Origin of the sequence: Photobacterium andalusiense, from assembly GCF_900185625.1 — a bacterium.
In the GTDB taxonomy this organism is placed as follows: Bacteria; Pseudomonadota; Gammaproteobacteria; order Enterobacterales; family Vibrionaceae; genus Photobacterium; species Photobacterium aquimaris.
In genome coordinates this window covers 258,482-274,915 of the sequence record NZ_FYAJ01000003.1, presented here as the reverse complement: position 1 = coordinate 274,915, position 16,434 = coordinate 258,482, and the positions used below count along the sequence as shown (strand labels likewise).

Annotated in this window: 13 protein-coding genes; 3 read left to right on the top strand and 10 right to left on the bottom strand. The window is 38.7% G+C overall.

What is annotated here, in order from left to right; genetic code table 11:
• Positions 1–75 precede the first annotated feature (75 nt).
• The 4 genes from PAND9192_RS10305 to tpx form a co-directional block, all read right to left on the bottom strand.
• A complete protein-coding gene (locus PAND9192_RS10305; protein ID WP_234999065.1) occupies positions 76–2,565 on the bottom strand; it encodes a GH92 family glycosyl hydrolase in 2,490 nt (829 codons plus the stop codon).
• Between the two features lie 283 nt (positions 2,566–2,848).
• Positions 2,849–4,216: a guanine deaminase gene (gene guaD / locus PAND9192_RS10300; RefSeq protein WP_087853734.1), complete on the bottom strand. Its 1,368-nt coding sequence runs from the start codon at positions 4,214–4,216 to the stop codon at positions 2,849–2,851.
• Positions 4,213–5,547: a solute carrier family 23 protein gene (locus PAND9192_RS10295; RefSeq protein WP_087853733.1), complete on the bottom strand. Its 1,335-nt coding sequence runs from the start codon at positions 5,545–5,547 to the stop codon at positions 4,213–4,215. The genes guaD and PAND9192_RS10295 overlap by 4 nt, the downstream gene beginning before the upstream one ends.
• Before the next feature lie 352 nt (positions 5,548–5,899).
• Positions 5,900–6,397 (bottom strand): thiol peroxidase, encoded by a 498-nt coding sequence (gene tpx / locus PAND9192_RS10290; RefSeq protein WP_065168678.1) that lies wholly within the window; start codon positions 6,395–6,397, stop codon positions 5,900–5,902.
• Between the two features lie 294 nt (positions 6,398–6,691).
• Between tpx and PAND9192_RS10285 the strand changes: the two genes are divergently transcribed.
• The 3 genes from PAND9192_RS10285 to PAND9192_RS10275 all read left to right on the top strand — a co-directional run bounded on the left by PAND9192_RS10285 (position 6,692) and on the right by PAND9192_RS10275 (position 9,650).
• Positions 6,692–7,714, top strand: coding sequence for a HoxN/HupN/NixA family nickel/cobalt transporter (locus tag PAND9192_RS10285; protein WP_087853732.1), 1,023 nt, complete (start codon positions 6,692–6,694; stop codon positions 7,712–7,714).
• Between the two features lie 267 nt (positions 7,715–7,981).
• Positions 7,982–8,224 carry a hypothetical protein gene (locus PAND9192_RS10280; protein WP_087853731.1) on the top strand — a complete coding sequence of 81 codons (243 nt, stop codon included), beginning with the start codon at positions 7,982–7,984 and terminating at the stop codon, positions 8,222–8,224.
• Between the two features lie 274 nt (positions 8,225–8,498).
• Positions 8,499–9,650 carry an iron-containing alcohol dehydrogenase gene (locus tag PAND9192_RS10275; RefSeq protein ID WP_087821347.1) on the top strand — a complete coding sequence of 384 codons (1,152 nt, stop codon included), beginning with the start codon at positions 8,499–8,501 and terminating at the stop codon, positions 9,648–9,650.
• Positions 9,651–10,087: 437 nt separating this feature from the next.
• On the opposite strand, the gene PAND9192_RS10270 is transcribed toward PAND9192_RS10275, so the two are convergent.
• The 6 genes from PAND9192_RS10270 to PAND9192_RS10245 form a co-directional block, all read right to left on the bottom strand.
• Complete coding sequence (locus PAND9192_RS10270) at positions 10,088–10,804, bottom strand: class I SAM-dependent methyltransferase (RefSeq protein ID WP_087853730.1); 717 nt, start codon at positions 10,802–10,804, stop codon at positions 10,088–10,090.
• A gap of 577 nt (positions 10,805–11,381) precedes the next feature.
• Positions 11,382–12,203, bottom strand: a complete 822-nt coding sequence (locus PAND9192_RS10265; protein WP_087853729.1) for a hypothetical protein — start codon at positions 12,201–12,203, stop codon at positions 11,382–11,384.
• Positions 12,204–12,473: 270 nt separating this feature from the next.
• Complete coding sequence (locus PAND9192_RS10260; RefSeq protein WP_144018099.1) at positions 12,474–13,241, bottom strand: hypothetical protein; 768 nt, start codon at positions 13,239–13,241, stop codon at positions 12,474–12,476.
• Between the two features lie 31 nt (positions 13,242–13,272).
• Entirely contained in the window at positions 13,273–13,803 is a 531-nt protein-coding gene (locus tag PAND9192_RS10255) for a hypothetical protein (protein ID WP_087853727.1), read from the bottom strand.
• A gap of 141 nt (positions 13,804–13,944) precedes the next feature.
• Positions 13,945–14,598: a hypothetical protein gene (locus PAND9192_RS10250; protein ID WP_087853726.1), complete on the bottom strand. Its 654-nt coding sequence runs from the start codon at positions 14,596–14,598 to the stop codon at positions 13,945–13,947.
• A gap of 495 nt (positions 14,599–15,093) precedes the next feature.
• The gene (locus PAND9192_RS10245; RefSeq protein WP_087853725.1) at positions 15,094–15,939 is read right to left on the bottom strand and encodes a hypothetical protein; all 846 of its coding nucleotides are present in this window, start codon (positions 15,937–15,939) and stop codon (positions 15,094–15,096) included.
• Between the last annotated feature and the right edge of the window lie 495 nt (positions 15,940–16,434).

Genomic DNA, 16,434 nt, shown 5'->3' with positions numbered 1-16,434 from the left:
AACAATAAGAATCAAACAATAAGGGGCTGATAGTTACTATATAACTATCAGCCCCCTTGTTATTTAACGCGTTAGCTAGTTCATCGGTACTTGCATGGCTTGCGATTTATCAGCTGTCATCACAAATTTTAGTTCACCACCGACTTTAAATTCAGTGTGATTAAAGAACAATCCGTTATCTAACGGTTTACCATTAATAGACACCGATTTAATGTACATATTATCATCAGCATTATTTAATGCTTTCACGGTAAAGAAACCATCTTTTACGGGTAATCGCACTTCATCAAATAATGGACGACCAACGGTATAAACAGGCTCAGCGGCATTGACTTGATAAAAGCCCATCGCCGACATTACATACCAGGCCGACATTGAACCGACATCTTCATTACCAATAATGCCAGCAGGCTCTGCAAAATACATTTTATCTAGAATATGATCGACCACTTCTTGGGTTTTCCAAGGTTCGGCAGTCCAATTATAAAGATATGGAATATGGTGCGAAGGCTCATTACCAAATGCAACCTGACCAATCATGCCTGACATATCAGCGGTTTCTGTACCTTTACTGCCCGCGGTAAAGGTGGCATCTAAGTTTTTAGCAAACGCTGCTTGCCCACCCATTTGATCTTGTAATCCTTTGATATCGTGTGGCACAAACCATGTCCACTGCCATGCATTACCTTCAGCATAAGGGCCTGACTCATGGGCGGTTTTATACGGATCAAACGGAGTAATAAAATCACCGTCAATGGTTAACGGCCGCATAAATCCAGACACACCATGTTCTGCATACTCGATTGAATTATTATCAAAGTAGCGCTTAAATGCTTGTGAACGCGCTAGATATTGTTGCTCAAGTTCTGTATTACCTGCCGCTTTCGCTATTTGCGCAATCGCCCAATCATAAAACGCATTTTCTAAACCGTAAGACACCGATTCTTTAATATTTTCAGCATTTTCATTCGTAACAGGCACAAAACCATGTTGTTGAGAAAACTTAACCGCATCGGGTAACACCCGTTTTAAAACATCGAGATCCCACTCTTGAGCTAATGTTGCATGCTCATCATAAGTAGATGATTCAACCGCTGCTTGTAGTGCTTGTTGTTTTTCTTGTAAGGTAAATTCATTAGGGAATTTGGTGATTGCATCAGCAATTACCGCTACTGCTGGATAACCAATCATGGTACCCGTCTCATCCCCTAAGTGTTCCCACTTCGGTAATAAGCCGCTCTCTTGCCATTTTTGAACCATATTCTTAGCATACTGTACCGCACGCTCTGGCTCGGTAATGGTTTTTAATGGATGCAACGCACGGAAAGTATCCCACAGTGAATACACTGAAAAATTTGGCTGTTCCGGTGTCGCTTGACCATAGGCAATCGAGTAGTTGCCCTCACCATTACGAATCGAGCCTTTACCCATGCCTCTAAATTCACCAGTGACATCTTGGTGTACTTGCGGCGCTATTTTTGTATGGTAAAGCGCAGTATAGAAGATTTCTTTTTGCTCAGATGTGCCGCCTTTAACATCAAAATTTAGTGCTCGTTGCCATTTCTTCACCGCCGCCATTCGCGCTTCATCAAACGATTGCTGTCCTTCAGCATCATGGTTAGCTTTAGCGCCATCGGCACTTACCGCAGAGATTGCAACGGCAGCATTAACAATCTGAGTATCACCGCCTTCAAACTCAACATAGGCAGTAACGTCAGCTTTAATGCGTTTAACTGGCTTACCTGCATCATCACGCAGTAATTCTGAAACATGTTCGGCAGTTAAGCCTGCTACCGGTTTACCGTTAGCAAGGATAACCACATTTTTGATTTTTTTATCAAAGGTTGCATGGAAGAATATTTTCTGATTTTTCGCCCAACCAGAAAAATGGGCCGCGTCTCTTTCACCGGTGATGGTATAACCATCTTCACTGACGGTTAATTGATTACGTAATGAAGTCGAACCCCAGTCACTGTTTAAAATCGAATTTAAATCAATTTTTAATTTCTGATCAGCGCCTTGAGGATAAGTATAGCGATGAAAACCAACCCGCTCAGATGCGGTTAATTCTGCTTTAATATTATTATCGGCAATTTCAACGCTGTAATAACCCACTTCTGCCTGCTCAGAGGTTTTATCCATTTTAACCGCAATCGCTTTACTGTAATCATCGCTATCTTCAATGTAGTGTTGATTATCTTCAGTAAACGGTAAAAACAGAATATCACCTAAGCCGCCCATACCGGTGCCACTTAAATGAGTATGCGAAAAACCAAATAAAGTATCTTTATCGTAATGATAACCTGATGAAGAATGCCAACCCATTAGCTCAGTGTCCGGTGACAACTGAATCATGCCTTCAGGCACCACTGCACCAGGAAAGGTATGACCATTAAAGCCAGTACCAATAAATGGATCGACAAATTTAGTATTGCCCGTTAGCACTATCTCAGGTGCCGTTTTATCGGGCACAACAGTGGTATTGTTATAGATGGTTTCGTCATTACACCCTGTCAGTGCTGCTGCGACCATTAGTGCCAAAGGCAATATTTTCATTGTCGACATATCCATTCCCTAGCTCATCACGTTGACTGTAGATTGTTATATTTGGAACTACAGTGAAAAGTTTGTGGCAGGATTATCAATAAAGTTAATAGCAGGAGATATAGGATTAATTACGCATTCACAGGCTTTTTGTAACAGCAATTATACGCTGTGATACACCGCATATTCTTCAAACCGTTATTTTGGACTCAATGTCACAGTTTTAATTATATTACCCATAAAAAAAACCGTTACGTATATTGCCGTAACGGTTTCTAAATATCACAGGTATAGACAATAATGATTAAATAACAGCTTTACCTTGTACCCATACTTTTGCCACATTTTCAGGTTGAGCAAGCGTAATGATTTTTTCTAAAATATCTTTTGCACTGTCAAATTGAGGCCAAATACGTAAATTTCCGATACCAGAATTAGCTTTAATCACTATTGCATCAAAATGATACCCTTGTTCAAATAAGCCCACTTTAGCATCAAGCACCTGTCCACCGCCGACTGTGGCCATCCAAAATGCTTCTACAAAACTAATGCGCGCATTGGCAGTACCGCGCTCAGACGCAGGTAAGTAAATATCCACCCCTTCTTCACGGACACGGGAATGACTGACGGCATCAAAACTGGCGCGGAAAATAGACGGTGATGGCGCTCCCGCAATATCACTGCCTAAACCGATTTGTACGCCGTGATCCAATAATTCACGTGCTGGCATCGCCGCATTCGCAAAATACATATTTGATAATGGGCAGTGACCAATACCCGCTTTAAACTGGTTAATTTTTTCAATATCAGCTTGATTAAGAAAAATAGAGTGAGCAAGAATCGATTTATTATTCAGTAGCCCCATATCAGCATAAATCGTCACGTCACTGACACCGTAATGTTGAATGCTGTAATCACGCGCCCAATCACTTTCAGAGCAATGGGTTTGCATATGAAGATCATAGCGTTGTACTAAACCACCTAACTGTTGCAATAGTTCACTGGTGCAACTTGGTACAAAACGCGGCGTGATCACCGGATGTACTAAGCGTGACTGATTTCCGGCCAGTTCAAATACGTTATTAACAAACAATTCAGTGTCATCAATTGCCTGTGTCACACTTGGTTCACAGTAATAAGCTGGACATTGGTCACTATTGTCCATGTTCACTTTACCGACAAAAGCACGTTGACCGACATTCAAACATGTTTGTGCGAGTAACTCCGTCGATTGGCGGTGAATAGAAGCGAAATACACAGCACTAGTAGTACCATTAGCTAATAATGTTTTAGTGACATCTTGATATACATTTGCTGCAAAATCATTATCTGAATAACGGTTTTCAAGTGGAAAAGTGTAATTTTGAAGCCAATCATACAGAGGTAAATCAAGCCCTTTACCTGCTTGTGGCCATTGTGGTGCATGGCAATGCAAATCCACCAAACCCGGTAATAAATACTCCCCTTTAGGGATCACTTGTAGGCTATCATTACGCTTAAACGCCGCTAATAAGTCAGCATATTCAGGGTGCTGCGGCGGGTAAGTTGCAGCAATATTCCCTTGATGATCAATCAATAATAACCAATCAATATTGAATTCAAATTCACCTTTTACTGGACAGTGAAAGCAATCAGCAAGGACAGCAAATTTAATCATTGTTATATCAATCATGCGTTATTCTCTGTGTGTGTTTGAGTATCTATTTGGGTAACGGTTTCAGCTGCAACAGGTTGATCTTCATTAGGCAAAATGAAATTCAAAATCACCGCGGCTAAGGCACCAATCGCAATGCCTGAGTTAACTAAGTAACCGATTAACTCAGGTAAGGCGTAAACTAATTCACGAGGCATTAACACCGCACCAAGTGACAACATAATAGGTAAACCGACCACTAACATATTACGTTCATTAAGGTTGATATGCTGAATCACTCGAAAACCATTCATCGCAATAACCACACAAATAACGGTGAAAATACCAGAAATAACAGCATGGGGAATCGAAGCAATAATACTGGTTAATTTAGGCATTAAGCCTAGCAATAACAGAATAAAGCCACCGGCAATAATCGCATGGCGTGAGGCAACACCCGTGACGGCAATAATGCCAGCATTGGTTGAATAACCCGTAACAGGGCTACCACCTAATGCTGCACAAAAGAAATGTCCTACCGCTTCACCGGTTGCACCACGATTTAAGCGCTCATCTTTTAGCTCAACGCCAGTCACCGCACTCACGGCACACCATGTGCCAGTAGTTTCAACTAACACAATCATTGAGATAAATAACATCGTCAAAATGGCAATGGGATCAAATGTTAACTCACCAAAAGGCAATAAACTCGGCAATTTAAACCACGCCGCTGTTGTTACCGATGAGAAATCCGTCATGCCATAAAAAGAAGCTGTTAACGTACCTAATACAATCGCACTTAACACTGAGGTTAGTCGCAACCAATGCAATGACTTAAACAAACAACCTAATAAAATAAAGCTTGATAGTGACACCATACTCACCAACGCAATCACAATGTTTTCAGTTGGTCGCTCGCCACTGTAAATACCATTAAACGCGATTGGTAATAATGAAATTCCTACCACAATGATCACAGTACCGCCTACAATCGGTGGCACTAATTTTCGAACTGCTTTACTAAATAAATTTAATGGCTTACCCAGCAACGCAACGAATAGTGCAACTGGAATTAACGCGCCATACACCGCTCCCATTCCCATGGTTTGACCAATAGCAGCAATAGCTCCAATCGGAATATAAGACGGCCCTTGCATCACGGGTAGTTTTAATAAACACCGCGACTGAATAATGGTCGCCAATCCTGCAACCACAAATGTCATTTGAATAAGTGCCGATGTATCAGACACCGTTAGTGATAATAAACCCGCTAAAATAATTGGAACAATATATAGATCCATCGCTAAAACATGTTGCGCCCCCAAAGAAAGCGAGCGAGGAAGTGATATTTTTTCATCGATATTAATCATGTGTCGGTATACCAATTAATAAACTAACGAAGGCAGTTATTGTGTAAGACTGCGACTAATTTCAATTGACGTTGAATAAAAAACATTCATATCAATAAATAACATATCAGAACAATAAACACTTATTGTTCAATAGATTGCGTATATGTTAAGCGTTATTATTAACCAAGCAGAATATAAGATGGCGGGATTTTACCTGAAAAAAAACCAAAGGCAATCGATTGCGTTGCGATTTAAATTAACATCGCCAAGAGCGATAATCAGCGTCTTTTTAGGTATGAAATTCATCTTTGCGAAGTAATACCGAGAATAAAATCCCCCTAAAAGCACTTAGGCTATAGGGGGATGTTTTTTAACGTAAAGCCGTCATTGCTGCTTCATAGTTCGGTTCATGTTTAATTTCAGCCACAAGCTCGCTATACGTCACTTGTCCGGTCTCATTAATAACAATCACCGCACGTGCTGCTAAGCCTTTCAACGGACCCGCGTTAATATTTACACCGTAGTCTTGAGTAAATTCAGGCGCGCGGAAAAATGATGCCATCTTCACGTTTTCAATCCCTTCGGCAGCACAGAAACGGCTTGCTGCAAACGGTAGATCCGCAGAAATACATACGACAACCGTATTATCAATTTCAGCCGCCGCTTTATTAAACGCACGCACACTCATCGCACAAGTTGGTGTATCAACACTTGGAAAGATATTTAACACCACTTTTTTTCCTGCTAGCGAACTTAGTGTCAAATCACTTAGATCAACACCACAAAGTGTAAACGCTGGCGCTTGTTGTCCTGATTGTGGAAATACACCAGAAATTGAGACTTTCTTTCCTTCAGCAGTTACTGACATAACATTCACCTTTTTTATTATTTTAAAATTCATTATTCCATAAAAGAGCAGAAATATAGTGGTCTACTTTTATATAGATAACAATACTCAAAAATTCAATACATACGCTCAAGGGATGTTTATAATAATACAGAAATAATAAACCACAGATAAAAAGTGGAATTAAAGTCAAATTTTAAAAATATAACCAATTGAAAATAAACTATTTATTCAAATAGCGTTAAGACTTAGTTAAATCTCACAGTCAAATAAAGAGAATGATAACTATTATTAAAAACAGAGATATTATATTTAATGAAAATCAGCGATAACACCAAAAAAAATGCAATATGGCTGGTATCTAGCCTTATCTTAATCAATATAGCCGTATGGGTTATTGCGGTCATTGCCTTTCATCATCATCCAGAAATGCTGGGTATGTCCCTTTTGGCCTGGTCACTTGGTTTGCGTCATGCTGTCGATGCCGATCATATTGCCGCCATTGATACCACGACTCGTAAAATGATGGAGCAAGGTAAAAAACCTATCACTATCGGAACATTTTTCTCACTGGGCCATTCAACGATTGTGATGCTAGCCGCCGCAGCGATTGCATTAACCGTTGGCACCTTTAAGTCAAAAATCCCTTTTATTAGTGATATCGGCGGTATTATTGGTACTAGCGTATCAATTTTATTTTTATTGATAATGGCCTATATCAACCTTCGTATTTTCTTATCGGTTTATAAAAAATTTAGCGCCTATAAACAAGGTATTCGTCCATCCAATGCGGATGTAAATATTCAATTAACCGGCCCATTAAATAAACTTTTTCACTTTTCTTTTAAATTTATAAATAAAAGCTGGCATATGTATTTTATTGGCTTTTTATTTGGACTTGGTTTTGATACTGCGAGTGAAATTACCTTATTAGCACTGTCAGCAACCAATGCTTCTCAAGGAATGAATATCTGGTTAATTATGATTTTCCCGATTTTATTTACCGTTGGCATGTCGTTAATTGATACCCTTGATAATCTGGTTATGATCGGTGCTTATGGCTGGGCATTCTCAAAACCATCACGTAAGCTTTATTACAATATGACCATCACAGGTATTTCTGTGATTGTGGCATTGATCATCGGTGGCTTAGAGGCACTGAGCGCTATTGCTTCAAGTTTAAAATTAAACGGTTCGTTTTGGAACGGTATTAATACCATGACCGATCACTTTGGCATGGTCGGTATTGGGGTGGTTGTGATATTTATTGGTTGTTGGGTATTATCTATTCTTAATTATAAACTGCGTCGTTACGATCAACTTGATCAGCCAATTTAATTAAGCTCTGGTTATCTGCTTTCTTTATCGATAACGGTCGCACGCATTGCGGCCGTTTTATTATCTCACTTTCTAATAATGTATTTACCCGTCATCACAACAGCGACCTCTCTGCTCCTCTCTCTCCCCCAAAGCACCAATTATTCCCATGATGTAATAATCTTTTACTATTTCATGTAATTGTTTTGTTTTTGGTAATTGTTATTATAGCTCCATCGAAACGCAGACAGCGTTGACAACAATTATCAAGATAAGGTTACACGACTCATGAAAACAGTTATTAAAGCAATTATCGCTACCGCTATTATCGCCACTTCTTACACTGCATCAGCACGTGATGGCGCATTCACAGGTAACGTTAGTTTCAATAACCAAGCCAATAATGCTGTTGTAGCCAGCCACTACGCTGTAAGCGGCACTGCTGATAAATCACATTCAGGGATTGTGGTAACCAACAACAACAGCCACATGAGCTTTAATGAAAAACTATTATCAGCAGCTGACAAATAATTAACTCACTGTTTTTATTATTAAATCATCTTCATCAAACCGTTTTACCCTATTTTTAATTACCATCTATTTTGTAAAAGTGTTTTGGTATTAGCCTCTATTGTTACTTAAATGATAGGGCGTAGAATGAAGTTATTGAAGCAAACAGTGACACCAAAATCGGTAAGGATATACATTTCTCCTACAGTATATCCCTCAACGTAAACTCAAATTCAGACTTATGGCTAACGCGGTAAGTCACTATAAATTAATAAATAATTATCGGAGTTTTACTATGAGCAATGTATTTTACATGCCACCTGTAACCTTAATGGGTCCTAACGCTATTCAATCTCTAGGTGCTGAACTTGCATCAAAAGAATTGAAAAAAGCCCTTATCGTCACTGACGGTGTGTTAGTTGAAGTGGGTCTGGTTAGCAAGCTAACAGATGAGCTAAAAGCACATAACTTAGATTTTGTTATTTACGATGGTGTGCAGCCAAACCCAACTGAGAAAAACATTGAAGATGGCCTTGCGCTTCTTGCACAAAGCAATGCCGATTTTGTGATTTCATTTGGTGGTGGTTCTTCTCACGATACAGCTAAAGGTATCGCATTAGTTGCTGCTAACGGTGGTCATATTCGTGATTACTCAAAAGGCGTGCATCTATCTAAGAAACCACAACTGCCATTGGTAACAGTGAACACAACCGCGGGTACAGCATCAGAAATGACAGTATTTGCGATCATCACTAACCAAGAAGATGAAACCAAATATCCAGTAGTTGATAAGCACTTCACCCCTATTATTGCGGTTAACGATTCAGAATTAATGGTCGCAATGCCTAAGTTCCTAACGGCAACCACAGGGATGGACGCATTAACTCACGCGGTTGAAGCGTATGTTTCAACAGCTGCAACGCCAATCACTGATGCATCTGCAATCAAAGCGATTGAGTTAATTGTTAACAACTTAGAAGCTGTAGTGAATAACGGTCAAGACCGTGAAGCACGTGATGCAATGCAGTACGGTGAGTACCTTGCTGGCATGGCATTCTCAAATGCTTCTTTAGGTTACGTGCACTCAATGGCGCACCAATTAGGGGGGGTTTACGACCTGTCACACGGTTTATGTAACGCAATCTTATTGGCTGAAGTTTCACGCTTTAACGCCAAACAAGTACCAGAGCGTTTTGTTGATATTGCTAAAGCGATGGGTATCGACACCGCCGCAATGACCCAAGAGCAAGCAGTAAATGCAGCCCTTGAAGCGATTGATGCACTATCTGAAAAAGTAGGCACTAAGCAACGTTTAACTGATTTGGGTGTAACTGAAGATAAACTCGCATTTATGGCGCAAAATGCCCTAAATGATGCCTGTTCTTTAACTAACCCACGTCAAGCGAGCCTAGAAGAAATCGTTAATATCTTCAAAGCTCGGATGTAATTTAGCTTAATTTTATTGATAATTAATCTATCAAAAAGGGCGTAGAAGCTAGCTTCTACGCCCTTTTGCTATTTGGGTTTGTTTCCAGTTTCAGTCAATTTCTGACGTTCTTATCACCAGCGGACATTTCTAAATGGGGCTTACAGCCTAAATTCATACAACAGATGTTATGTGAAATGGGTGGGTAAAATTGCCTTAGATTGGTGAGGTTTGTTGTGGTTGAATCGTTTGGTGATCACAACAAGTTAGCTAGAGAGTCAACTCATTATTGGACAGAAATGAGCTACAGCTTTCGCTAAATTAGCATTTAACGGATTAGTTTATGTAAGGGCTTCAAATACATTGCCAAATTCCTTTAGCCCCTACAAACGCTGGGATTAGTATTCTATCAACCAAGGTGCTAGTTGGATGCAAAAACACGTCTAAGTTTCCAGACCTTATATCTTCTGACATTTGATGAAGATGAAGTTAGGGTTATTTGATAGGTAGGTGTAAGTTTCACTATCCATATCCTTTACTTTTTCGTCTACTTCACCTTCTGAAATTTGCGTAATTACTAGACCATTTTGAGTCAAAGCATTGGTGATCTCTGTTAATGAGCGACGGTAAAACTTAACTTGGACTGGTTTACCTACTGTATCCCACTCTTGCTGAACTAATTCACGCTCAAAATAATTTCCTGACTTAGAACATTCAAAATCTGCGAATGGATGGTGAGTAGAGAATATAAATGATCCTCCAATTTTTAGAATACGATGGATATCAGCAAATAGTGGATTGAGGTCTTCTAGATAATGAACCATTAGGGGAGATATCACCATGTCAGCACTTGCATCTATTTCATTTGGCAGCCCTACGGATAGGTCTTGCGCATAAGCATCAACTTTATTGCTTACACCAGCTAGTTCAGCTTTTCTTGCAACTAGTTGGATCATTTCTTCAGCATAATCAACACAAGTAACTTTCGCAGCACCTTGAGCAAGAAGGTATTGAGCGTAAACACCTGACCCACAGCCTAGATCAACCACTCTAAGATTTACCAATGTCGGTAGCATTGATTGAAGCGTTGGTCGCTCCAAGTTTGCGTTATAAATATTGTCTTGAATAACTTCGTCGTATTCACTGGCAAATGTTGAGTACATATCTAATTTCATTGAACTTTATCCTTCGTCATTGAGATCCCAAATTGGTCGCATATCATACAAGAAAAGAGTAGTTGTAGCACCGCTTAGTTTGTGGCTAATTCTGTTCGTTATCTCGTAGAGGTAGTGAAAAACTTATGGCTGTTTTCATTAGTTAAAATAAGGCAGATATTTCTAGTTGCCCTGCCACTGACACACCTAATTAAGAAGAAATGGGGCAGAAATGAGCCAGCTATGAAAGCTAGAGGTATGGCAACATTGTTGTGAAGTGCTAGTGCATGAGTAAAATTGCACTAGCAAAAGGCGGGATTAGTTATGTTATTTTTGCACTAAGTGCCGTTATGGTAAATACCGTGCGTTGGGAATCAGTCTTAACGTTTATTATGGCGTAACTAGCTTGGGATCAGAGAAGTTACAACTTGAGTATGTGTAAACTCTTTCCATCCTTACCGTGTACTTTTGTATACGTTTTTTTAAGCGATCTCCTCTGGTCATTGTAAAAGCATCAACAAATAACTAAAGAAGCCTTACAAGTCAATCCTATAGATAATTCGGCTGAAGCTCCTTGTTTATTATTCTAATGGTTGCATTAACCCCAAGATTTCCGTCTGAGCGCCATATTTCTTGTAGAACAAAGAAAAGGAAAAAACTCGTGTAAACACGGGATGACTGATCTATCTTCACCAAGGTCATGCTCTAGTTCTTGAACTTTGAACTGAAGTTCTCTCATCACATTAAAAATTGGCTTGAGAATTTTTATGATAAACCAAGTGGCATGAGGTGAGCTTGCTTCGATTATCTTAGGGTACAATAAAAATTCAAATTCAGTCATTATGTTGCCATGAAAGTCATGGTGATAAGTGAATGAGTTACTGCCATTAGCATCACAAATTGAATAACATTTTTTGCTAATCTTATTTCGCTTAGTTTCAGCTACTTCATCTAAATATATATCATATATGATGTCCCACCATTCTGAGAGTGGGTCATTTGTATTGGAACCACCACTTAGCTTTGACAAATTATAGTACCTAGCTGTAAGTGCAAATTCATGAATAAAATGAATCATACTCCACTCGATTCCATCATGGTAAAAACCATCTACAGGTAAGTCATGACGTACTGCGATACTCTTAATCGAAGAATATAAGTCTTTAATCTTGTGACCGTATTTATGCTTAAGTTGCTTGTCCGTCATAACTTCAAGTTTATTCTCAAGCATGTATTCCAGAAGTATGGTTAACTTCATGAGTCTTTCTATCCCAATCGATAACTGAAAAAATGCTGAATAAAATAGCCCTTTTTCCTTATCTCCCATATTCGCCTTCCTGAGGTTAGTCAAACCTTGGCTAAGACTTGATTGGGTTAAAAAACCTTCCTGTTGTAACAACACAAACTTCTCACCAAACATAAGGCCTCATAAACAATTAGACTCGAAAGAATATAGGAATGTTATTCTACTTAATAATTTTATTTAATAACAATTAGTTATATCGAAAATCAGTTCTTCAACTTTTTTAACTCTTCCATTCTTTCTCCAACCTCTGAACTAAAAAGAAATTTAACGCCTTGCTAAGGTGATGAGAGTAACGCAATACAAAAGCCACGATACAGCCCTTAATCACATAAGCCACCGCATAGTAAAAATGCCACGCATTACAAATCACTCTTAAGCAATTTTTTAGTTTTCAACTTTTGATATTTGAACCAACCACTTACCAATCGTCGTAATACAAAGGTAAAGTGTGCCATTTGGATCACCTTGAAATGAGTGATAAAGAGGGCTTGACGCTACCCCCATTGTCTTTAGATCATTGGCAATTTTCTCCAATATAGGGCTTGGATAATCAATAGTGGTTGCATCTATAACAAATGTGTCATGTTCATGAACACCTGAAGGTAAAGAGTAGGATGCTTCGATTTTCGGCTGTTGCTTGGTAAAACTAAATATTGGAAATTCACGATATATATCATGTGGTTCTACAAACTTAGTACTCGAAGAGTTCACGGTTTCTGCATTGAAATAATCTGTCGTGCACATAAAATTAAGTACCGCTAAATGATGCTCTGTAAAACCAGTTAAAATCTTAAAGGCAAACTCACAATCCATTGTATTTCCGGACTCAAGAGCACTAACAAATAATCCAGCATGAGCAGCTATTAATTTTTCTCCACGTAAAGTTTTAACGTGACTCGCTAGGTCATACATAAACTCATTCAAAGCAAGATCTTGATCATACCTAGATAGTTTCGCCTCTAAACCTTGAACCCGCTCAGATATACTGAGTGCAAATTGCTGAGTTCTTCCTAATTCATATCTGTTTTGTTTTCTATCGATAGTTCTAGCTATTATTGGACCAACATAAGGAATAGCTTCAATGGCGACCAACCCTGCATCAACAGACGCATTTTTCAGTTCACTTTTTTTATTCAAATTCATGCCACTCAAAAATTACTCCAAATGAAAAACTAGTGCCTTGCTATGTGCCTTTGCGAATAGAGCCCCAATACACTTTGTGTCTGTCAGCCAAAGGAATGATTTTATATTTTTGGATACCAAGCAGGCACCCAACTCTTGAATGCCCCTCAACTAAATGAGGTATGCCAGATTTACCACCAAGAACATTTGCATCTAGAAATATCGGTGGAGTTAGCCAAGTACCATGCTTTTTCCAATGATTGAGTACTTCCTCTCGGCAATCAATCACAGCCTCTCCAACATCGTGGAAATGCGATGCGCGTTCAGATTCCTCCTCAAGGAAATCAGGAAATGAAGCGTTGCTACCTATTTGCAAAAACTTCGTCGTATCAAAATCAACTAGCTCCCACTTTAGATCAGGAAGTGATAGATCACCGTAGAGAGCTAAAAAGCAACTCTCGGAATTATGATCAATATAAAACTGTTCAATCACAGAATCAGGCGCACTAACTCCATGCTGCTTGAGCAAATTGATACTCTTAGCTGTGCTGTATAGATCTAGTACAATTTTCGACAAGTCTTTATACTTCAATTTATTGCCTCAAAAATCTGGTGGCACATAACCCCGCGTTAAGTGGTGAGCAACGCTAGCCGCCCTACTTAAACTATTGTGAAATTGAAGTAAGCCGAAAGCGACATGCGTTGGTAATCTGTCTCAAATGCTTTAGTAGGGCTAGTTACCACCGTTATTTGCTCTAAACGCTAACTGTTCTACCCGACTATTAATAAACAAATATAAGTTGGTTGAAAACATACCAACTGCAATTGCTACTAAAGCCATTGTGTAGAAACCACTCGATGTAGTTCCCTCTACATTTGCAACTACGCCTTGTTTTTCGAGGTGCGGAGCAACTATAGCGAGTAACACTCCACTTTTAATGCCTATCCAAGAAAACATTGCCATAAGACCCGATGAAACCACTAATGTTCCACGATGATCCACCACAACGTCAGACATAAGAATGCGAGTTAAACCACCCACTGAACCTAACAAGAATGGAATTACTAATAACACTACTGCATTGATTGCTTGGTTTATAACCACAGCAGTCTCTGAGTCCAAGATAAACGCTTCTTTGTTAACAAAGGCAGCAAACATAAAAATAGAAAATGCAGAGAAAAACGTCAGCATTATGTACATACGCTTACTACGCTCTTTCTTTTCTAATTCGTATTTTTCATGATCAAAACTATGAGCAGTACGTAGACTAGGCTCATTTAGCACTTCTTTCTCATCTTGAGATTCTTGAGATTCTTGATTTAACTCTACATCTGTTGAGTTTGGAAACTCAGCAACTTTTTCATTCATTTTTTGTTCTTGTTTCATAATAATTATCTGTAATCCTACCCACTAGACCTAACAGTATATTAATAAGCATCCTTACTTTTACGCAAAAATATACTTATAAAACACCGATATCATACTAGATATAATCTTTACATATTATGAGCTTACTGGCACTTTCTTACATCTACAGATTTGAAAGAGAATGTAAAAAGTAAGAAATGTATTAAATAAACCTGATTACATACAAAAACTAATCCAAAATCACGTTAATAAAATATGAATGAGTAAAAGGTCTAACGCATAAAGGGGCAAATTTGAGCTAGCCATGAAAGCTAGCTCGAATGTGGACAAAAGCGTGTTAGATTTTTCTAATCTATTTAGCCCTGTAGGTATTAAGAAAAGTATGTTGAACAAAAGAAGGTCATCCCCCGCTTTACCCTATTCGCAATATTTACTGATATAAGGAGGCTTAAGCTTGTCCAACACTTCGATAGGTGTCGGCTTCGCGACACATATCCTTATTTGTTAGGAAAATTACTCTTCGGTTTCGGAAGAATATAATGGATGACTTGTCGTTAATGTATCAGGATCAAACACCCACAAATCAGGAGTTTCAAAACCTAAAGGTTTGCGACCCGAAACATAACTCACCGGTTCGCTGTCATCATGATTCTGCCATTTAACAGCAAAATGACTCGAAGACAAAAACTCGTATACTTTCAGCATTTGAGGTGCACCACCAATAGAAGAGGTTTTAAACTCCATACCTTTTTGGGCATCTTTCAGCATGTCACAGATAGCTTCACCCGGTTCCCAATCAAACTTAAAATCTTCTACCTCGTGAGGTCTTGCCTTTTTGTCTTCAAGGATTTTACGAAATCTACGATCTGCATCCTGCACTTGGTGAGCATCACCAGCAAAAACCCATTGCTTGCCTTTCCATTCTTTTGCAGGGTGAGCTTCAAAAGCTTTCATTTTGGGCTGATAGTAAATATGCCAAATCATGAATTTTCTATTTTTCCAGGAATAACCACCAAAGATAAACTCTGCATCAGGATTCTCATCTCCAGGGATTGCATCAGCGATTTGACCTCGGAGGCTCTCGAAGACTTTTAGCACATGAGTTTTAAGTTCTACGATGTCTTGAGCTCGTGAAGCTGACCGATCGTATGTTGAGATTGCAGAAATTACCTGATGTATTAGCGGATATGCCCACATTGTATTTCCGGCAAAGCAAATAAATGCGTCAGATCGAGGTAAGGAATGAACTTTTTGCCCACAATCCATTCTCATACCACCACCATTGAGACGGCTGTCTGATACTACAATTAATTCCTCAGATTTCTTTAATGTTCTAACCCAAGCCGCTGCTATGGTCATATGTATTCCTTTTTTCCTAACAGGATATTAAAAAGAATTCTTACTTTCGCGCAAAAATATACTTATAAAATACTATTATCATACTCGATATAATCGTTATATATTATGAACTTGCTAGCACTTTCTTGCATCCTCCCATTTGAAAGAGGATGTAAAAAGTAAGAAATGTATTTAATCAGTCTTATTAAATACAAACTGAAATATTAAATCGCATAATTTTCATTTGGTTATGATTTTACTTCTGTTTTTAACAAGAAATATTTCTTATTAAAAACGGAACTCAAGCAATAAAATCACCATGTTCCATTATAACTGTTCATATACCCAGCTCATGAAACTAATCCAAAATCACGTTAATAAAATATGAATGAATATTTGATCTAACACGTTTTGGGGCAGAAACGTGTTACGTAATTTTGGTCAATAATGTGGTCAATAATAACTGTATTTAACCTACCTGATACGCAGTAACGTCCAGATACAACAAAGGCCGCC